The organism is Paenibacillus sp. FSL P4-0184, assembly GCF_038004625.1.
Lineage (GTDB): Bacteria > Bacillota > Bacilli > Paenibacillales > Paenibacillaceae > Paenibacillus_AQ.
Genome location: NZ_JBBORN010000002.1, coordinates 864,853 through 885,449, shown reverse-complemented (window position 1 = coordinate 885,449; position 20,597 = coordinate 864,853). Strand labels below are relative to the sequence as shown.

18 protein-coding genes are annotated in these 20,597 nt (G+C 44.5%); 4 read left to right on the top strand and 14 right to left on the bottom strand.

Annotation, left to right across the window (positions count from 1 at the left end; all coding sequences use genetic code 11):
* The first annotated feature begins 119 nt into the window (after positions 1 to 119).
* Entirely contained in the window at positions 120 to 1,010 is an 891-nt protein-coding gene (locus MKY52_RS25780; RefSeq protein WP_341054402.1) for a GNAT family N-acetyltransferase, read from the top strand.
* An 87-nt stretch (positions 1,011 to 1,097) separates the two neighbouring features.
* Here the strand turns inward: MKY52_RS25780 and MKY52_RS25775 are convergent, their stop codons facing one another.
* The 7 genes from MKY52_RS25775 to hrpB all read right to left on the bottom strand — a co-directional run bounded on the left by MKY52_RS25775 (position 1,098) and on the right by hrpB (position 7,337).
* The gene (locus MKY52_RS25775; protein WP_060624061.1) at positions 1,098 to 1,460 is read right to left on the bottom strand and encodes a YmaF family protein; all 363 of its coding nucleotides are present in this window, start codon (positions 1,458 to 1,460) and stop codon (positions 1,098 to 1,100) included.
* Positions 1,461 to 1,562: 102 nt separating this feature from the next.
* Positions 1,563 to 2,501 (bottom strand): GNAT family N-acetyltransferase, encoded by a 939-nt coding sequence (locus MKY52_RS25770; protein WP_341054400.1) that lies wholly within the window; start codon positions 2,499 to 2,501, stop codon positions 1,563 to 1,565.
* 188 nt (positions 2,502 to 2,689) lie between these two features.
* Entirely contained in the window at positions 2,690 to 2,884 is a 195-nt protein-coding gene (locus MKY52_RS25765; RefSeq protein WP_341054399.1) for a hypothetical protein, read from the bottom strand.
* Positions 2,885 to 2,908: 24 nt separating this feature from the next.
* Positions 2,909 to 3,037, bottom strand: coding sequence for a hypothetical protein (locus MKY52_RS25760; protein WP_256716254.1), 129 nt, complete (start codon positions 3,035 to 3,037; stop codon positions 2,909 to 2,911).
* A 26-nt stretch (positions 3,038 to 3,063) separates the two neighbouring features.
* The gene (locus MKY52_RS25755; RefSeq protein ID WP_341054396.1) at positions 3,064 to 3,930 is read right to left on the bottom strand and encodes an NAD-dependent epimerase/dehydratase family protein; all 867 of its coding nucleotides are present in this window, start codon (positions 3,928 to 3,930) and stop codon (positions 3,064 to 3,066) included.
* Between the two features lie 233 nt (positions 3,931 to 4,163).
* Positions 4,164 to 4,748: a general stress protein gene (locus MKY52_RS25750; RefSeq protein WP_042187728.1), complete on the bottom strand. Its 585-nt coding sequence runs from the start codon at positions 4,746 to 4,748 to the stop codon at positions 4,164 to 4,166.
* Positions 4,749 to 4,844: 96 nt separating this feature from the next.
* Entirely contained in the window at positions 4,845 to 7,337 is a 2,493-nt protein-coding gene (gene hrpB, locus MKY52_RS25745) for an ATP-dependent helicase HrpB (RefSeq protein WP_341054393.1), read from the bottom strand.
* A gap of 156 nt (positions 7,338 to 7,493) precedes the next feature.
* On the opposite strand from hrpB, the gene MKY52_RS25740 reads away from it, so the two are divergent.
* Positions 7,494 to 7,913 (top strand): GNAT family N-acetyltransferase, encoded by a 420-nt coding sequence (locus MKY52_RS25740; protein ID WP_341054392.1) that lies wholly within the window; start codon positions 7,494 to 7,496, stop codon positions 7,911 to 7,913.
* 115 nt (positions 7,914 to 8,028) lie between these two features.
* On the opposite strand, the gene MKY52_RS25735 is transcribed toward MKY52_RS25740, so the two are convergent.
* Complete coding sequence (locus MKY52_RS25735) at positions 8,029 to 8,427, bottom strand: DnaJ family domain-containing protein (RefSeq protein WP_341054391.1); 399 nt, start codon at positions 8,425 to 8,427, stop codon at positions 8,029 to 8,031.
* A 1,208-nt stretch (positions 8,428 to 9,635) separates the two neighbouring features.
* Between MKY52_RS25735 and MKY52_RS25730 the strand changes: the two genes are divergently transcribed.
* Positions 9,636 to 10,115, top strand: a complete 480-nt coding sequence (locus tag MKY52_RS25730; RefSeq protein ID WP_339270909.1) for an SRPBCC family protein — start codon at positions 9,636 to 9,638, stop codon at positions 10,113 to 10,115.
* Here MKY52_RS25730 and MKY52_RS25725 read toward each other — a convergent pair.
* From MKY52_RS25725 to MKY52_RS25710, 4 genes are all read right to left on the bottom strand, one after another.
* On the bottom strand, positions 10,104 to 10,913 hold the full coding sequence (locus tag MKY52_RS25725) for an SDR family oxidoreductase (protein ID WP_042187718.1): 810 nt from the start codon (positions 10,911 to 10,913) through the stop codon (positions 10,104 to 10,106). The genes MKY52_RS25730 and MKY52_RS25725 overlap by 12 nt on opposite strands.
* A gap of 138 nt (positions 10,914 to 11,051) precedes the next feature.
* A complete protein-coding gene (locus MKY52_RS25720; protein ID WP_042187715.1) occupies positions 11,052 to 11,918 on the bottom strand; it encodes a transglutaminase family protein in 867 nt (288 codons plus the stop codon).
* Positions 11,915 to 12,868 (bottom strand): alpha-E domain-containing protein, encoded by a 954-nt coding sequence (locus tag MKY52_RS25715; protein ID WP_234541173.1) that lies wholly within the window; start codon positions 12,866 to 12,868, stop codon positions 11,915 to 11,917. Before MKY52_RS25715 ends, MKY52_RS25720 begins: the two co-directional genes overlap by 4 nt.
* 72 nt (positions 12,869 to 12,940) lie before the next feature.
* On the bottom strand, positions 12,941 to 14,404 hold the full coding sequence (locus MKY52_RS25710; RefSeq protein WP_042127226.1) for a circularly permuted type 2 ATP-grasp protein: 1,464 nt from the start codon (positions 14,402 to 14,404) through the stop codon (positions 12,941 to 12,943).
* A gap of 353 nt (positions 14,405 to 14,757) precedes the next feature.
* Here MKY52_RS25710 and MKY52_RS25705 point away from each other — a divergent pair, with 353 nt between their 5' ends.
* Positions 14,758 to 15,645, top strand: coding sequence for a DUF1835 domain-containing protein (locus MKY52_RS25705; protein WP_341054387.1), 888 nt, complete (start codon positions 14,758 to 14,760; stop codon positions 15,643 to 15,645).
* 127 nt (positions 15,646 to 15,772) lie between these two features.
* Here MKY52_RS25705 and ftsY read toward each other — a convergent pair whose 3' ends face one another.
* Positions 15,773 to 16,771 (bottom strand): signal recognition particle-docking protein FtsY, encoded by a 999-nt coding sequence (gene ftsY / locus MKY52_RS25700; RefSeq protein ID WP_341054385.1) that lies wholly within the window; start codon positions 16,769 to 16,771, stop codon positions 15,773 to 15,775.
* A 105-nt stretch (positions 16,772 to 16,876) separates the two neighbouring features.
* Positions 16,877 to 20,446 (bottom strand): chromosome segregation protein SMC, encoded by a 3,570-nt coding sequence (smc, locus tag MKY52_RS25695; protein ID WP_341054383.1) that lies wholly within the window; start codon positions 20,444 to 20,446, stop codon positions 16,877 to 16,879.
* Positions 20,447 to 20,597 lie beyond the last annotated feature (151 nt).

The window sequence follows — 20,597 nt, the reverse complement described above, 5'->3', positions numbered from 1 at the left end:
TCTAGCCTCCAAATAATTTCGGGATTATTTTTTTATAATAAACATTACTATAGAACGGTGTAGTAAGATATAACCATTAAACGCGACTATGAAAAACACTTTGGAAAAGAGGCATACTTATGAGCGATTACCAATTGGTCAGTGATTATAAGCATATCGAAAAATATAAAGATAGCTTTAATGCCTTAGCTAAATCGATCTTCGGGATTGATTTCTCGCCATGGTATGAACAAGGAGGCTGGAGTGACAAATATATTTGTTATTCCTATATCGATGGGGACCATGTGATCGCAAATGCGTCCATAAACAAAATGACGATTCTCATAAATCAAAAAGAGTATAACGCCATTCAAATTGGCACTGTAATGACACATCCTGATTATCGTATGCAAGGATTATCCAGGAAATTAATAGATCATATTATCGCGAAATACGAACATGAATATGACTTCATTTACTTATTTGCAAACGACAGTGCTTTGGACTTTTATCCTAAATTCGGATTTGAACGTGTGCAAGAAAGCAGTTTTTCGATTAACGCTTCTAATCTTAGAAATCAAACGTCTAAAATCTTCTCTGTGCGTCCCTTATCTATGAATAACTCCGTTGATTTCAACATGATAAAAAAATTCGCTGAAGGAAAAGTTCCGGTGTCCTCTATACTCAGCGTTGTAAACAATGAACATCAGCTGCTGTTTTATTTTATCCTTCCTTTCCATGATTCTTTTTACTATATTGAAGAAGCTGACGTCGTAGTGATCTTTAGACATGAGGAGCATCAGCTTCATATTTTCGATATTATTAGTACTACAAGTATGGATATCGACGCGATATTGAACAGCATTATTTCTCCTGAAACGGAGACTATACATTTTTATTTCACACCTGATTATGCCATAGATCATATAGAGTCAGCATTAATTCCCCAGAGTGAGGATGTGTTATTTGTGCGTCCACTTTTAAAAGAACTACCTAAACATTTCATGTTCCCCATAACCTCACATGCCTAGATGGGATGAAAAAGGCTGCGATCCGGCAGCCTTTTTTTATTTGCTCTTTCATTCCTTGAGAGCTTCATTTCATACCAGATTTATTCATTAAACAAGTGGAGCTTGAATCAATGTTGCGAAATTGAATCGATGGACATGACCATCATTTAATGTAGTTTGGCCAGATACAAAATGTACGTGCTTGCCATTTCCTACTGAAATAGCCGGGCCTGTTCTTATCTTTTTAAGATTATGAAAATGGTTAACGAAATCAGTTCTACTAAGATCAATTTCATGAATATGGCTATTACCTACTCTAATCGCCTGCCCAGTAACACCTGCAAAGCGATGGTTATGTCGATCTGCACCTTCTTCAGCCAATTTCGTACTACCTTCAAATTCATGTACATGTCTCTGCGCGTATTGAGAATATAATGTTTTCTTCTTAAGAGTAGCTTTTTTCTTTACCATCTGTTGTGAACCTCCCTATAAACCTGGACTTCACAACATTCTATTAAGAAATCACATTTTAAGTTCTAGGCAAGTGTCTAAGTAAGTATTATGTTTTGTTCGCTAATCCATTACAGGAATATACATGCTCTGTATCTCTTGTACTCCTGGAACAAATCCTAGATTCGTATAAACAGACTCCGCATCATTACCTTCCATGACATATAATCTAAGGAAAGGATACTTATCTTTAAGGAGGCTTAGTCCTCTTTTCAACATCAGTGTCGCTATCCCTTTGCCTCTATAACCGGGCATTACACCAATACTATAAACTGCTGCGTAATCTCCTTGTAAGCCCAAGAGACAATTCGCAATTAACTGTCCCGATTTCCTATCATACACAAGCGTTGACGCGGTAAGTAATGCTTCATTCGTATAATTCGGTTCTTCACTTGGAATAAAATCTTCATAGGAAAATTTCTTTCTTCTAGTCGCTTCGAGACTTCCGGCAAAGCTAGCGTAGCTACATTCGGCGATCTGATCTTCAAGAATAAAGCGTTTAGCGCCTTTTCCATCCTCTTCGATCTGTGGACTTTCAATTCTAAATTCTTCGTTCCATTCCACCTCGAAATGATCTGTAGGACGCTGCATCCAGCGGCATCTGAACTCATCAGGCCAAAATCCTGCCCGCGCAAATAAATGAACTTGATCCGGTAGAACCTCGAAGGTTTTTATAGGCTCCGTTCGGTCAGACCAATATATCAAAAGCTTTTTTAGAAGTTTAAGCACCACAAATGTATCGTTAAAAGGTGGAATAACAAATAAATGATAGATCCGATTAGGTGACATCCTTACTCCACCTATTTTCGCCTCCCCTTTATAGATCCAAAAAGCATTCTTTTGGGCAGAATTGAACCCATCTTCTCTAAAAAAGCCAATATATTGAATATTATAATAAATGGAGCAATACACTCCCCACTCTTTCGAATCAGCCCTATGAATTGAATAATCATTACTTAACTCATAAGATATTTCATCCTCAGACCATCCCATTAATTGCATGTACAATTCCTCCTCGCTGCTATTTCACCTTCTATTTTCTATAGTATCACTTCTTAAAGTAAATGATTGGTAATAAACACTTATAATGATTATTTACTAAACTACAGCAAGTGTAATTGCATCTGGAAGTCCAATATATAAGAAGAAACCTTATAATATAAAAAAACTGCCTATTGGCAGTCTTTTCCTTAATAAATTCTAGAGCATAGCCAAATGGCGGTTCCCACAGCGATAATACCTGCTAATGATACAAATAGGACATACCCTCTCTTTGTTGTAGTAACCGTGTGATTATCATAAAATTCAGGTTTTCGTACGACTCCAAACCATAGATCTGCGATTAAATTCACGACCACTAGAGAGAAGTTTTTTATTAACCCCACGTCATCACTCCTTTTCAACTTTAGCTAACCAAGTTTATTATTAATTTCACTTAGTGACTCATTCATTTCGTCCATTTTCTTGATCATCGCATATTGATTGCTAATCATCATGATTAAACCAATAAAGAACAAAATCACAAGAAGTAAACTCATACTGCACTTCCTTCCAGTAGCTGAATTCATTCACTCTGGAGATTCAAGCTTCGAGCAAATCCTGATCTCCATGACGGATACAGTGGACTCCATTCGTAATCCATTCGAGCTTTCGTATTGGAGGCTCCGCGTTCCCATCCTTCTCTGCCTTCTTGAACATTAGGAGCAGGAGCACCTATGGCATCTGAATAAGTTGATAACCAATCCAAACCTTTAGCAGGCTCATCGTCTACGATGTTCACAGGGCCTGAAGGCCAGTTCAGAGCAAACACCGCTGCGTTAGCTGCATCCTCCACATGTAGGAATGATACAACTGCATCTGTCGCTGTCATTCGTTCTTGACGAATTTCCTCTGCCATATAGCCATTAGTGTCATACCATGTTCCTTGGCCGTACAACATTCCATACCGCAAGATCACATGATTGGGGATCTCGGCAACTGCTTTCTCTAGTGAGTATATACCTTCAATCGTTCTTCTCCGAGACTCTAAAGCCTTAAGATCTAAAGGAGTTTCCTCCGTAGCTGGCACCTCTCCAGCTTCATAAGCCCATGAAATACTTTGTGCAATGATTTGCTCCACGCCAGCTGCAAGGGATGCATCCACAATATTTCGTGTTCCTTCTATTCTTATCCTGGAATTATCTGAGAAATTCCGCTGACTTAGTGAAGTTAGCTGATGGATAACCACTTCTGGCTGTGCTTTGTGAATGGACGCAAATATGGCCTCTCGATCGAAGACATCCGCGATTACCGCCTGTGCTCCACACTTCTCAATAAATGCTCTATTTTCTTCCTTATGGGTCATTCCGACAACCTCATGTCCCGCTTCTAATAACTTAGGTAGCAATAGCCGTCCAATCACGCCCGCTGCACCGGCTACAAATATCTTCATCTAAGCCCTCCTTAAGAACAGCCTCTAAGTATAAACATTGCTATGTACATCAGACATAACTGCCATGGTATCTGCTTTCTGCATTTTTCAGTTACTTCTCAAAACCCCAATTATAATTTGGATTATTATCTATATCATACCACATGTATAATAAAGACTGCACCTCACAGCTTATCGCTAGGAGGTGCAGTCTTTAATGGATTGTTTATAGTAAAAGCAGGTCGATTAACATTTTAGATTTTATCGCGGTTGTAGACTTCAGCCGTTCGGTCTGCTCTGTTAGCCATCGAATTACCTAGTCGAGTGTCTTCGTTATAGACGCCTTCGTAACGCTGAGCATTTAGTGAGCGATTGTCTCGGAACACATCATGCGCTTGATACCCTCGTCCATTATCCTCAACAAGCACAAGGATCTTGCCACTTTCAACGTATCCTTCGTACTCTTTTGCCTCATCCTCAGGAATGCCAAGACCGATCAAGCCGCCAACTAAGCCACCTGCACCTGCACCCACGGCTACACCTGTTAACGTTGCCACAATAGGTCCCGCTGCCAGAATAGGTCCAATCCCCGGAATTGCGAGCGCTCCGATACCTGCTAGCAGTCCGGTAACACCACCCAATACGCCGCCTGTAGCTGCACCTGTTGCAACACCCTCGGGAGCTTTTGTGCCTGTATCATCCGAAATATGTCTTAGCTCATCACGATCACGTGTGATTACTGATATTTCATCATTACTGAACCCTTGATTGTGAAGTCCTTCAATTGCTCTGGTTGCTTCTTGTTCTGTATCAAAGATACCTACGATTTTTTTAGTCACTTGAAGCCCTCCTTAGTAATTGTCTTCGCTAGTTAATTACCCTGTAAGCTGAAGACAAAACATCTAATTAAAATTTCAAGTGCACGAAGGACCCTATTATTTCTTGGGACGTGTTCGATTGGTCGGAATTGCTTGCAAGGGGTCGTCTGGCCAATAGTGCTTAGGATAACGTCCTTTTAGATCCTTTTTAACCTCAAAATAAGTACCACGCCAAAAGCTTGCAAGATCAGAAGTCACCTGCATCGGTCTTCTTGCCGGTGACAAAAGATGAAGCAAGACAGGTACCTTTCCCCCACCAATTCTAGGGGTGTCTATCTGTCCAAACATCTCTTGTAATCGTACCGCCAGTACGGGAGTAGCTGGATTAGCATAGTCCACGGGCACACGCGAACCACTAGGAACTGTTATATGTGTCGGCGCTTCCTGTTCAAGAAGCTGTCGCTGATTCCAGTCCAGCAACCCCTCAAGCGCACGGGATAACGGGATTCGCTGAAGGTCGCGCAAGTTACGCATACCGTGAATGTAAGGTAAAAGCCATTCATCAAGCGTCTCAATTAATGCTTCATCAGAGACATCCGGCCAATCTGAACGTAAGGCGTGCATAAACATTAGCCGCTCACGAAGCTGCAGAGGTCCCTTTTCCCACGGTAAGATATCAATCCCATCCTCTGCGATTACACTTAGCAGTACTTTCGCTGTTTCTTCAGCAGAGGGTCTTTCATGTGACGTTTCTTTTAAGACAAGAGCGCCAAGCATCGTTCGGCGGCGTTTCTTCACACTTCCACTTTCTTTATCCCAATGCACGTCAGAATCCTCTGTGATGTGATCTATATGATATTTAAGCAGTTGTCCTTCTTCTAGCTCAGCTGCCAGCAAGATTGCACCTTGTGTGGCTCGATCGTCAACAGACGCGGCCACAATATAAGCGGATCGGGCCAGCGGTTGCCCTACCCGCATGGCCACGCCACGACCGGCGGATAGCAGAAACGCGCCATCACCGCGTTTCTGCCCGATACGGTCGGGATAGGCGAACGACAGAAGCAGCCCGCAGAGGCTGATGTCGTTCACGGTCCCGCCCGGCGCTGCTTGCAGCTGCGCCAGGAAATTGCGGCTCTCGCGCACCACCGCGCGCAGAGCCGCAGGGTCCGCTCCGCCCGTATCGGCGGAGCGTTCGAACCGGAGCAGCGCCTCTACGCGGAGCGTGAGGTCGCAATCTAGTGCCGCGGGACCCTTGAACAGGTCCCGCTCTTGCAGCAGCGCCGCCAGCCGGCAGGCGAGCGGTGCTGCGTCAAGCTCTGCCGCGCGCAGCAGCATATGCGCGGCTCGCGGGTGCGCGCCAAGCGCGGCCATGCTGCGGCCGTGCGGCGTGATGGCGCCGCCGGCGTCCAGCGCGCCGAGCTGGCGCAGTAGCGCGGTGCCCTGCGCATAGGGCGCAGCTGGCGGCGCGTCAAGCCAAGCTAGCGCGGCAGGATCGCGCACGCCCCACAGCGCCAGCTCCAAAGCGAGCTGCGCAAGATCCGTCTCCATAATCTCCGGCACATTGTCATCCGGAAGGCGATTATGCTCCTCCTGACTCCACAGCCTGTAGCATACGCCTGGAGCTGTCCGCCCGGCCCGTCCTCGCCGTTGATCGGCAGAGGCTTTCGAAACCGGAACCGTCGTAAGACTTGGCATTCCCGTACGCGGAGAGAAAATCTGCGTACGACGTAGCCCTGTATCAATTACCGTTCGCACACCTTCGATCGTCAAGCTTGTCTCCGCAATGGAGGTCGCTAGTACGACTTTACGTTCGCCGTTTATGGATGGAGCCACTGCAGCATCCTGCATAGCCTGTGGTAATTGTCCGTATAAAGGACGAAGCACTATTCCGTCAGGCAGTTTTCCATGTTCCAACTCATTTTGGGTTCTGCGAATCTCCCGTTCACCCGGCAAGAATACAAGTACATCTCCCGGCTGTTCAGCAAGCGCACGTCTCACTGCGGCTGTGGCCGATTTTTCAATCGGAAGATTTCCTGTAGTTGGGGTATAGATAGTTTCCACCGGAAAGGTTCGTCCTGGACAATCAATCACTGGCGCATCGCCCAGCATAACCGAGACCCGTTCACTATCCAATGTTGCTGACATAATCAGAATCCGAAGATCATCACGCAGTACTGCCTGTGCTTCCAGCGCCAGAGCAAGTCCCAGATCCGCATGTAGACTACGCTCATGGAACTCATCAAAAATAATCAGACCCACATCCCCTAGCGATGGATCACTCTGAAGCATCCTCGTTAAGACACCTTCAGTCACTACAACAATTCGTGTATTCTTGCCTACCTTAGTGTCGTTCCGCATCCGATAACCTACCGTCTGTCCAACACTTTCTCCAAGATTGGACGCCATGTAAGTTGCAGCTGATCTAGCGGCAAGTCTTCTAGGCTCAAGCATAAGAATGCTTTTACCAGCCATCCATGGCTCGTCCAGAAATGCCGGAGGCGTTCCAGTTGTTTTTCCCGCACCGGGTTCTGCGATCAGAACAGCCGCCCTTGTTGAGCGAAGTATGTGTTTCAGGTCTGGAAGCACCTGTATAATTGGAAGCTGTTTCATTATATCTCTCCATCGTTGTAATAATATGTTATGATTTCCTTTGATGTGGTCTAAACCCTATTCATCATGTGCGAAAAAACTTCAAAGATCAAGACAATCTGTACTTACCATTTCAAGTATAACTTTCTTATATTATAAAAAAGGAGACTTTCTAAAATGCTCGTAACTAAAGCCACTATTTCAGATTTATCTATACTCAGCAAGATCGATAGCATGGTCATTGGCAGCGAAATTCGCAAACCTAAAATCGAACAATATATTCTAAATGAGCAATGTGTTCTAGCATCGATTAACAGTGAGCCTGTCGGTTTTGCTTGTTACGATACCACTTTTTTCGAATGCTGTTTTATTCAGCTCGTAATTGTGAATCCCAATTTCAGACGTCTTGGCATTGCCGGTGCACTTATTCGTTACATTGAAGAACACTCTCCAACCCCAAAGCTGTTTACATCCACCAATGAATCCAATACGATCATGCAGCAAGTGTGTCTTTCTCTAGGATTTGTAAGAAGCGGAATCATTGAGAATTTAGACGATGGTGATCCAGAATGGGTATATTTCAAGCAAGTAAAATGACACTTGTGAAACGAAGCACGCAAAAAGGCAGCTCTTTCGTCTCTTTATGGACTAAGAGCTGCTTTTATTTCACACTATTTATCCTCATGTCCATACAACAGGACCCTAATAAGCGTTATTCTTCTTCCCTAATTATCTGTTCATGTATTTGAACACTGTATTGCATAAAAGCAGGATTACTATCTAAGCCTCGTTCACGCAGAAGCTCTTGCAGACGCAGCCTTTTCAAAGACAATTTTGCCCGGATTGCCTTGCCTTCACTAGTTTCAGTGCCTCCGCTATTGTGGCAGGCAGCAAGCAGCCCTTCGAGGGTAACGCATTCTGCACGCAAAGATACTTCTTCGGGCACCAGCCCGGAATTCTTCATAATTTTGAAAGACATGCGTAATTCTTCTGGCACGCCCGATAAATCCTCAAGCTCCAGTGGCTTGCCATACCCAGGTAAATCTCCAAATTCCCCATTACGCATAGATTCCTGAATCCGCTGCTCAACCAGCCAGGACATCATCCCCATATACGCAGCCTCCTTCACCAATACCACTACTATGATCTATCCCGCCTAAGCAAAAGTATGGTAAGCAGAATTGCGTCTATTTTAGCATAAATAACTGTAGATTTACATCAAACTGCCGCAATGCATTCTTATAAAAGGCGATCCTTCTCCGTTCTATGAATCTTCCTCGTCATCGCAGATCGTTCGGACTAAGGAGCCCTTATTTCGCAATTTCAGGCTATTTTGCTACACTATCGGACTCAGTTGCACCTATTCACGCAAATACACCCTATTTTTAATAAAAATTGTGGAAATAAGAGCTATGCAGTCCGATACCGCTAAAATAAGCACTAAAAAGCTCAAATAGCTGCAATGCAGTCCGAAAAGTCTGCGCATCCTCATATTCGCCTTCGCAGATCGCTCAGGACTCAAGAGTCCCCATTCCGCAAATTCAATTCATTCTGCTACGCCATCATTCTCTGCTCCCTGTCAGCAACATATTACAGACGCCTAACCAAACCGTACAATAGTTTTTTTCATGCGAACAATTGTTATACTCGTTCTAATAAGCCTCAACTCAACAAGAAAAACGCCTGACGTCGTCCTTGGAGGTAGAGTTACAAGCTGAGTACATCCGTAATTCCATACTCGTATCCATATACACCTTCGTAGTGAGGTTCCGCTTACGGACCGAATGGCTTTATTTCGATGAAATGAGCACATATATTAGGGACGGACCGTATTGCACTTATTCCCTAATAACAAGCCCCTTTCCTGGGTGATCTGGGCGAATAACAGCGCTGGCTCATTTACGTTACCGGCGGCACATTGTATTCGGTTTTTCGCATACATTTGGCTCGTTTACGTTACCGGCGGCACATTGTATTCGATTTTTCGCATACATTTGGCTCGTTTATGTTACCGTCGGCACATTGTATTCGATTTTTCGCATACATTTGGCTCATTTACGTTACTGGCGGCACATTTGTATTCGGTTTTTCGCATACATTTGTCCGTAGGCTCGACTAAAACATGCATTTCGGAGGATATAAGGTCCGCTCGGTTTTTAGAATCTGACGGATGACTCCTCGTTTATTTCATGTCTCCTGCTTCTTCACGTTCACCCCTCCTTCCTCTTTCTTCGGAGTTATCCACATTTTTTTTGTATTGTATAATTTCCTAAACAATAAAAAAAGGACTACAGCAGTAGTCCAAAGGAGAAATATAACATGATAGCTAACCTCAAAAAAACAGATGATCATTATGTCGCTCGTTTCGAACGTCAATTAAAACATCCCGCATCAGAAATCTGGTCCTTTCTGACAGAGAATGAGAAGCTTGCTTTATGGTTCACTGAATTACGTGTTGAAGACCTGTGTGAAGGTGGATTAATCAAGTTTGATATGCAAGACGGAACCTTTGAGGAAATGACGATTACCGCCTTGCAACATGAATCTGTTCTTGAATTTACGTGGGCTGAAGATTCCGTTCGCTTTGAGCTATATCCTAATTCAGAAGGATGTTTACTCGTCTTGAATGAAACAATCCGAACGCTCACGCCACACACACCCCGAGATTTAGCTGGCTGGCATGTATGTCTGGACGTGATCCAGCATCTTCTGGATGGTACGACGCTGGAGTCACGAAAAGCTGAATGGAATGTTTGGTATGAACGATACCGAGAAGCGATCTCTAAATTAGGACAATAAGGATTCTGCTCCATCAATCACAATTTGCGCACCTGTAATATGAATAGATTCATCGGAAGCCAAAAAAGAAACTAGATCGGCAACATTATCCGGTTTACCCGGCCCATCCGCCAGCGGCTGCGCACCATCGGGAAATTCAATCGGAATGACGATCGCTTCTACTTCTTCGTTCATTTCAGTGGTTTCATCTATATTGGTAGCAATCGCCCCGGGGCAGATCACATTCACTCGAATTTTAAACTTAGCCAGCTCAAGTGCAGCCATTTTGGCAAAAGCTACCTGTCCAGCTTTGGTAGTACTATACGTAGACCACCCAAAGCTGGCAAATCTAGTATTCCCATTGATGGAGCTAGTGATGATAATGCTACCTTTCCCTTTATCCTTCAGATGAGGAATCGTATATTTCAAGGTCAAAAAGGTCCCCGTCAAGTTCACCGACATCGTGCGCTCCCAATCACTCAGGCTCAGCTCCTCTATTGGTCCCACCGCACCATTGATTCCCGCGTTAGCGAATACTACATCTAAGCCGCCGAATTGTTCGACAGTCCTGCGAACGGCTTCCTCCATCCCTTTTTCATCTGAAGTATCTACCTCTATGGCCAATGCGCAATCTTTGCGAAACTTGTTCAGCTTATCCGCCAAAGATGAGGTACGTTCAAGATTCAAATCAAAAAGCGCTACATTAGCACCTTCCCTCGCCAGCTTAATAGCGGTAGCCCGACCAATTCCTGAGCCCGCTCCGGTAATAATTGCTGTTTTTCCAATAAATCTTTGTTTCTTAGCTATGTTTGGACTCATATGTAATCTCTCCCTTAAGATCTCTTAGTGATGTACTATGGATCAAGATTACCCAAATACATGTACACTGGAATCATCTTCACAAAAAAACTCCCCGTTCAAAAGCTTGAACTGAGAGTTTCATCTAGATCTATACATCTAATTGTCCAGCTTCCGCACATCCACTTTCACGGTCAGAGTGCCTGCTCCACCACGATATACACCTTTTACAGGTACAATATCTTTGTAGTCCCGTCCGTGACCTAACTTAATGTAACGCCAATTGACCTCAACATTATTCGTCGGATCGAAACCAAGCCAACCTGTACCCGGAATGTGAGTCTCCACCCAAGCATGTGAGGCTTGCTCAAAATTAGCATTACTCCCTTGCAAATCACCAACAAAATGATATCCACTTACATATCTGGACGGCAGACCGACACTACGGCAGACAGCAATCATTAGATGAGCATAATCCTGACATACACCGCGTTTAAGCTTCAGTGCTTTTTTTACCGTAGTATTTACACTTGTAGCCTCAGGGTCATAGGTGAACTGTTCATAAATCGTCGCAGATAATTTAAGAATCCATTCATACATATCCTCTGCTTCATTAAAAGGGTACTGTGAGGCAAACTCCACTAATTCAGGCGTCACCTCGGTATAACGTGTCGGCAAAATAAACTCAATATATCGGTTCTGAAATCCCTCGTCATTTAACAATCTAATTTGTTCTTCAAGAGATGTTCTCGGGAGATCTGTCCCCTGAGCTTTATCCAGTGTAACTACAGTAGCTTTAGTGTGGATGACCATCTCCGTATGCGGCTTATTAACCGAATAGGCATGGACCCGATTCCCGAAGAAATCCTCATAGGTTAAAAGATTTGCTGGCGGGTAAATATCCACTTCATGGTGATAACAGGATTGGCGATAATTCGTGCGTGGCGTGAGTCTGATCTCATTGACACTGTCCGTAACCGGCTCTGGATAGCTGTATGTGGTGGTATGATTGATTTGAATCTTCATACAGACACTCCTTCTCGCCGAAAAAAGGCGCCCTCCATTGTTTTACCAAGTTTTTGACAGGATATCACCAGCGATTTAAGCACATCTTCCACTAGCTCGCCGGACATTTCTTCCTTTTCCATATAATCCAGCTCTGCTTTTAGCTTACCCGCTTGCCGGATAACCTTCTCATGGCCTGAACCTTTCTCTGAGGAATCCAGTTCAAGCTTTGCTAAATGCTCTTCCAGCTGATGGAAAGAAAAACGAATGGAACGCGGAAATTTGGGATTCGCAATCAAGAAATCTAAAATGCTCTCCGGGGACATAGCATCTGCATAATAACGGCGAAACGCCTGGTACCCACTAACGGATTTAAGCACCGCCTGCAACTGAGTATAAACCGCGTTAAGCTCCTTAAATCGGCATGAGGCAATGACCGCCTGCAAGATACGAGTTGTATTCTCTGCCCGCTCTAGAAACCGTCCGCTTTCAATGAAATGCCACTCATTCCCTCTAAGCATTACCGACTGCTCTGCTCCGAGAAACATGGCTGTACGCTCCTTAACCTGCTGATAGAACTGATGTGGGCCGCTCATAATATCTGCAACAGACCGCTCACCAAGCCATAGGTTGAAGCTGTTGACAACATCCCATAATTCACTTGGAAGCTGCTGACGGAGTGTTCGCAGATTATTTCTAGCATGATGTACACAAGAGAATAATGAATTAGAATTGCCTAAATCAAGTGTGATGAAAGATAGGACATCCTGCTCGGAAAAGGTTTCGAACTGCTGCATATATTCACCTCGAACGCCTAGCGCATCGATTAACCTTGACCATTTATGTCCTTCTTCATGAAAATCCTCTTCCTGCTGGATATGATAATGAACATTGATTAGCCGCGCATGATTCTCTGCCCTTTCAATATATCTGCCGATCCAGAACAAAGCTTCAGCATTTCGATTCAGCATCTCCAGCCACTCCCTTATTTAACAAATTGATGCTGCATTTTGTTAATCATCAACTAGCCTCACTAGGTTGTATCAAGCCATGACCCAAGTATCTTTTACGCCACCACCTTGCGAGGAGTTTACGACCAACGACCCTTCTTTCATAGCCACCCGTGTCAATCCCCCAGGTATAACATGTGGCTTACGGTCAGCACCCATTAATACAAAAGCTCGAAGGTCGATATGTCTCGGTGCCATTGTTCCTCCTGACAATACCGGTGCTCTAGATAGAGACATGATCGGCTGCGCAATATAACGCTCTGGATCTGCGATAATCTTCATTCGAAATTCAGCGAGTTCTTCTTTCGTAGCTTCGCTTCCGATCAACATTCCATAACCCCCGGATAAAGAGGTTTCCTTAACAACCATTTCAGATAGGTTCTCAAGGACATATAAACGTTCATCAGGCCTGCCTAGCAAATAGGTCGGGACATTCCCAAGAATCGGTTCTTCATTCAGATAATAACGAATCATATCCGGTACATAGACATACATCGCTTTATCATCAGCAACACCAGTCCCCGGGGCATTAGCAATCGCTACATTCCCTGCCCGATACGCATTCATCAGACCCGCCACCCCTAGAAGTGAATCCGGCTGAAAAGCTAACGGATCGATGAAATCATCATCCAAACGGCGATATAGTACATCTACGCGGCGAAGTCCGTTCATTTCTTTCAAATATATTTTGTGATCCTTTGCAACCAAATCTCGTCCTTCAACCAAATGTATACCCATCTGTTGTGCTAGAAAAGCATGCTCATAATAAGCAGAATTGTATTCCCCAGGTGTAAGGAGTGCTATAACCGGATCTGACTTTCGTGAGGGTGATAGACTGCGAAGAACGGATAAGAAACGATTCAAGCTATGATCAACATCTCGGATGGAGCTGGCAAAGGACAATTCAGGAAACAACTGATTCATAAGAGTTCTGCCTTTAAAAAGATATGAAAAACCTGAAGGCGTTCGTAGATTATCTTCAAGCACATAATATTGCCCATCATGATGGCGGATCAGATCGATTCCCGAGGTAGTGATGTAGGCTCCACCAGGTACCCTTAGACCAGCCATTTCTGGCCGGAAATAACAGTTAGAGATGATCATACGCCTTGGGACTATTCCATCTTTTACGATGTACTGCTCATGGTAGATATCATGAATGAACAGATTCAAAGCCGTGATACGCTGAATAATTCCAGCCTCTAGCCTCTCCCATTCATTCTTAGGAATAATGCGTGGAATCATATCGAAGGGAATCGTACGCTCCATGGGATGATCCTGAGCCGGATTGTATAGCGTAAAAGTAATTCCTTCCTCCATCATCCTGCGCTGCATCAAATTCTGCTTACCCTGCAGCTCTTCGGAGCTCATTCCGGAAAACATGCGATTCACATGTCTGTAATGCGGCCGGACATTTCTCTTATCTGCATACATTTCATCGAAAAAATGTTGCAGCGGATACGGAGACAGACCTGGCAGAGGATCTAATTTGGACATGAGCCCGACTCCTTTCGATAAATGTTATCTTTACTAACAACCTATACTTTAATTTCTGAAAATATCCATGAAAATATTGTTTTGTATTCCCATAATACGTAAAATCTATTGCCGATGTCAATATATATAACAGAGAAATGTGACCTCTGAATATTTCCTCGTTTTGGAATCGCTTCCTTTCTCTCTTATATAGGTTGCCGGTGCTGAAATGTAGTTTCTTCATTGAATTGTATGCAGGAGTAGTGACAAGCATTACTATTATGAATTTTTCATATGTTGTTTTTTTTATATAGTTGTCTGGGAAAGTGATTTCAGTTATATGGTATAATTTGGAGCGTTAGGAGAGTGAACAAATGGATCACAAATATACTATGACCATGGAGCAGGAAGAGGCTATGCGGAATCATATTTATCTTTTATTTGGCTTGTCAGAAGCTGGTACGATGAAGGTAGCACTTAGTCGTGTAGGCAATCGTCATTTAATAAGAGTACTTTCATTTAATGAGACGTTCTCTACTGGACCGCTGTGCAAATTACATAATGATGAAGGGTGTCATGCCCGTGAGTTATGGTTTCAAGAACGATTTCCGGATCAGGGTTATCATCTCAATCCCCAGCATAAACTGGGAGCCATGATTCAGACCTTAAAAGAAATTCCCGAGGACAAAAAAATCACTATTTGGTGCGGAAACAACTCCCATGATCAGACAGGTCTACGATTTACACTTTCTGTTCTTAGTGAGAGGAAGCAACCTATTCATGTTATAAATCCAGTCGAAGCTTATGAGGAGCTTCCCGGGATTGCTGAACAATTTAGCATGGGCTTATCTCCCCAGTCTCTGGGTCAGCTCCCAAACGAAGCTGTGCAAACTATTATCAAAAACACCGAAAATACGCAACCCCTTACCTCCGCGAAGAGAAAACAGTATGAACTGGAGTGGCAAGAAATCAGCAACACTGAGGATATGCTTCGAGTATGGTTCAAAGGTCAGCTAACGAATGTTCCCGAAACATACTATGACGAAGATATTCTATCCTTAATTCTGCAACTGCAAAAGAATGAACAGGGAGATCATTTCGTAAATGCAGGGCTTATTGTAGGTGCAATTATAGGGCAGTGGAATTTATTTATCAGTACCTCATTTATAGAATATCGCTTCTGGAGGCTTATTAGTGAGGGAAAGCTGTTATTTAAAGGGATACCCTACGCGATGCATTTGTACTTTTTAAGAATTCCTTAGAGGTCACTACATTAACAACTAACAATCATTTTATAAAAAAGGAATGCCCTCATAAACTAAATATAGCTTCGAGGACATTCCTTGTAAATATGACTTCTTTAAGATCATGTGTAGGTATGGATTACACTTACTCTTCCGATTCTTCTGAATCTTCCTCAGCAATTAATCCGGCAAAAAGAGCATGCACGAACTGCTGAGAATCAAATGGCTGCAAGTCTTCCATCTTTTCTCCGAGCCCTACGAGCTTCACTGGTAAGTTCATTTCCTGACGAATGGCTACTACAATTCCGCCTTTAGCTGTACCATCCAGCTTCGTCAAGACGAGCCCTGTTACCCCACTCTTTTCACCAAATAGCTTGGCTTGAGTAAGCGCATTTTGACCTGTGGTCGCATCTAGCACCATCAGTACTTCATGCGGAGCACTAGGAATTTCTCTTTGAATAACGCGGAAAATCTTGTTGAGCTCTTCCATCAGATTGCTCTTATTCTGAAGTCTGCCTGCCGTATCGCAAATCAAGATATCTACATTCCGCTGCTTAGCCGCTTGAACAGCATCGAACATAACAGCGGCTGGGTCAGAGCCAGCTTGTTGCTTAATTACGTCTACGCCAGCACGTTGACCCCAAACTTCGAGCTGTTCAATCGCTCCGGCACGGAACGTATCCCCTGCGGCCAAAAGAACTTTTTTACCCTCTTGTTTGTAACGATGTGCTAATTTACCGATCGTAGTCGTCTTGCCTACTCCATTTACCCCAACGAACAAGATAACTGTAATGCCATCCGGATTTTCCTTCAGGCTGTTATCGTCATCGCCGCGCAACAATTCCATGAGCTTACGAGACAAAATGGGTTGCAGTTCAGCTGCATCTTCAATTCGTTTTTGTTTCACTTCGGCGCGCAGATCCTCGACAAGTGTCATTACTGTATTAACACCTACGTCCGCACCAATCAAGATTTCTTCCAGCTCTTCGTAGAACTCTTCATCTATTTTTTTACGGCGGATAATCAGGTCTGCTACCTTTTCGACAAAGCCTTTACGGGTTTTCTCTAATCCGTCGCGGAATTGTTTGGTTACACTTTCCGTTTTGCCGGAAATGCTTTCTTTTAACTTCCTGAAAAAGCTCATTTGTTTCCTCCTAAAAGTTTTGTGAGCGACACTTCATTGATTTAACTTCGTACAAAACTCGCTTCGAAAGCAGATACTTAAAAAAATCACCATTTCGGCAAGCCGTTAAGCGATCTCTGCTTCCTCATCCTCTAAACGTACAGAGACAAGCTTGGATACTCCACCTTCTTCCATCGTTACTCCGTAGAGCACATCCGCCTCTTCCATCGTTCCTTTGCGGTGTGTAACGACGATAAATTGCGTTTGTTCTGAGAACTCACGCAAATACTGTGCAAAACGCACGACATTCGCCTCATCTAGCGCAGCCTCTACCTCATCCAGTACGCAGAACGGAACCGGCTTCACTTGCAGGATGGCAAACAAGAGGGCCATCGCAGTTAAGGCGCGTTCCCCACCAGAGAGGAGCTGCAGGTTTTGAAGCTTTTTACCCGGTGGTTGGGCTACGATATCTATACCTGTTTCAAGCATATGTTCTGGATCCAGCAGCATGAGATCAGCTCGACCGCCTCCGAACAGCTTCGAGAATACCGTGCCGAATTGTTTACGGATCGCATCAAAGGTCTGTTTGAAGCGTTTGGACATTTCATCTTCCATCTCACGGATAACTTGATACAGGGTAGTCTTGGCTTCGACCAGGTCATCTTTTTGTCCACTAAGGAAGGTATAACGCTCATGAACACGCTGATATTCTTCAATCGCACCTAAGTTCACTTCGCCCAATGCAGAAATGCTACGTTTCAGACGCTGTACATCCGCTTGTGCGGCAGGCACATCTTCGGGCACAGGATAACGTTGCTTCGCTAGTTCATAGCTTAGCTCGTAATCATCACTCAGCTTACGAAGAATATTATCAAGTTCAACATCGAGACGACCCACAGAAACTTCAGTAGAACGCAGCTTGTCCTCCACGACTCTAAGTGCCTGACGCTGATCCTTGGTCTTGCCCTCCTCTAGCTCAAGCTTACGGGTTAACGCTGAACGTTCCGCCCGAGCTAGATCCAAAGTACCGGCTGTCTCTTCCTTCTTCAGACGATAACTATTCAAATCTTCTTTCTGTTTCACGGTTTCCAAAGCATTACTAGCCAAATCCTGTTCGATCGTATGTAACAGATTACGATTCTGGCGCAGCTCTTTATCCTGTGATCCCGCATCTTGTCTTAGACGACGTAATTGCTCCTCCAAGGAGAAGATCTCCTGATCGAGCTTGCCTTCCGAAACCTTCATACTGGTCAGCTTACCTTGCAACTCTTCCTTAGCGGATTCATTCGCTTTACGCGCCGATTCGGCATTACGGATACCCTCATGAGCGTCCTTCTCTTCCTTCTCGAGACGTTCAAGCTCAGCAGAGGCTTGTTTCCGAGTTTCTTCAAGCGTGCGGACCTCACTCTCAAAGCCACTACGTTCCGCGCCTGTGCTCTCCACTTGTTCCTGTACATGCCGAAGCTCTTGTTCAAGCTGCTTCAAATCGCCAGAAACACGTTGCTCTTCCAGTCTCTTCTCATCACCATCACGGCGCAGGTCCTCTAGCTTCACGCTAGCGTTCTCCTGCTCTTCACGAAGTCTGGCTATGCCTTGTTTCAGCTTAACAATTTGACGCTCGCTCTCTTCGATCTCACTGCTCAGCTGATCCAGCTGGCGTTTACGACTAAGTAAGCTATTGTTCTTCTTATGTTGGCTACCACCAGTCATGGAGCCCCCGGCATTGACTACATCACCCTCTAGCGTAACCACACGATAACGATACTGGCATCTTGCGGCGATGCGGTTGGCCTGCTCCAGGCTCTCAGCAATAACTACATTGCCAAGCAAACTGCCAACAATACTTGCATACTTATCATCGTATCCAACGAGTTCGGAACCAATTCCAACAAAACCTTCAGCATCTTCCACCATTCCTCGGTCACTACCGGAAATTTGGCGTGGCCGGATAACATCGAGTGGTAGAAAAGTAGCTCGTCCCAATTGACGTTGCTTCAGGAAAGATATCGCTTGACGAGACACGCTCTCATTATCCATAACCACGTGTTGCAGCGATGCACCCAGCGCAGTCTCAACAGCCATTTCCAGCTTCTCCGGAACGGAGATGAGTTCAGCAACCGCACCATGCACACCGTTAAGCTGTCCTTTACGAGCTCCTTTGAGAACTTCTTTAACCCCAAGCATAAAGCCATCGAAATCATCCTGCATTTCTTTCATGGTCTCGTGACGGGAGACTTGTGCTTCCCGCTTCTGTTCCCACTTTCTCAGACCTGATTGCGTCTCTTCAATCAGCTTCTGACGTTTACTAAGTTGTTCACTTTCAGTAATATAAGCACCACGAAGATTGCTTAGTTCTTTTCCAAGCTGGGCAATCTTGTCTTTTAGCCCTTTCTGGTTAGCAGACAGCTCATCATGCCGTGCAGTCCATTTGCCGCTTTCTTCTTCACTGCGGCTCATACGACGCTCCAGGTTCTCCTTCTGTTGATCCGCGTAACGAATTTCGTTACGTGCATTCGCCATAAGGTTCATTAACTCCAGGAGAGCACTTTTCAGCTTCTCCTCCTGGCTCTGACTAATACCGTCAGCGACACCTTCGAGTCTTGCCTCTTCCGCTTCGATCTGTTTCCGAAGCTCAACAAGCTTAAGCCGGGACGCTTCGAGCTTAGCTTCTAAATCCCCAAGCTCACGCTGTCGGTCCGCAGAACGCTCACCTACAGAACCTAATGTGAGCATTAACTGTTCACGGTTGCTCTCAAGATTACGCTTGCGTTCCTTCAACACTTCCCCGTAACCTTCGCTCTTCTCATAAGCTTCACTATAACGGAGCAATTGCTCTTGCTGCTTCTCGATCTGTTCTTCTAACGCGCGCAGTTCAGCACGTCCGCTTTCCAGCTTGGCATCATGGGCTGAGACAACTGTAGATAACTCCAGTTGCTCATCCTTTAAAGTTTCGAGCTTAGCGTTACCTTCCTGCCAAGCTGTATGAATGCCTTCAATCTGATGCACATAGACTGAAATTTCCTGATGCTTCAGTTGTTCCCGAAGCTCTTTAAAGCGAATGGCCTTCTCTGATTGATCCTTAAGGGGACCAATCTGATCCTCAAGCTCACTAATCAAATCGTGAATACGAAGCAGGTTTTGCTCCGTGTCGTCAAGCTTTCGACTTGCATCTTTTTTGCGCGATTTATATTTTACAATACCCGATGCCTCTTCAAAGATGCCTCGCCGATCCTCGGAACGAGTACTCAGAATCTCTTCAATCCGACCCTGTCCGATAATCGAATAAGCCTCACGCCCGATACCGGTATCCATGAACAGCTCTGTGATATCCTTCAGTCTGCAGGATTGCTTATTAATTAAATATTCACTCTCACCACTACGGTGAACACGCCGAGTCACTGTAACTTCGCTGAAATCCAATGGAAGCGTGTGATCCTCATTATCGAGCGTAAGTGATACTTCACCATAATTCACAGCTTTACGCGCGTCACTACCGGCAAAAATAATATCTTCCATCTTGCCGCCACGCAGTGATTTAGCACTCTGTTCGCCGAGTACCCAGCGTATGCCGTCAGAAATATTGCTCTTGCCGCTTCCGTTCGGACCTACTACGGCCGTTATTCCGCGCACAAATTCCATTTCTGTTTTGTCGGCAAATGATTTAAAACCAGCTAATTCTATCCGTTTCAAAAACATACTTGCCTATCACCTCTGACCCATTATACCATAGCGTTTATTCGCCTAAAATAGCTTCAAAATGAAGCTTGGCTATTCTTTCGAAAAAGAGCAGCAACGGTCTGAGCTCCGCCTAAACGCCGGTATTCAGACCTTTGCTGCTCTCCTCCGC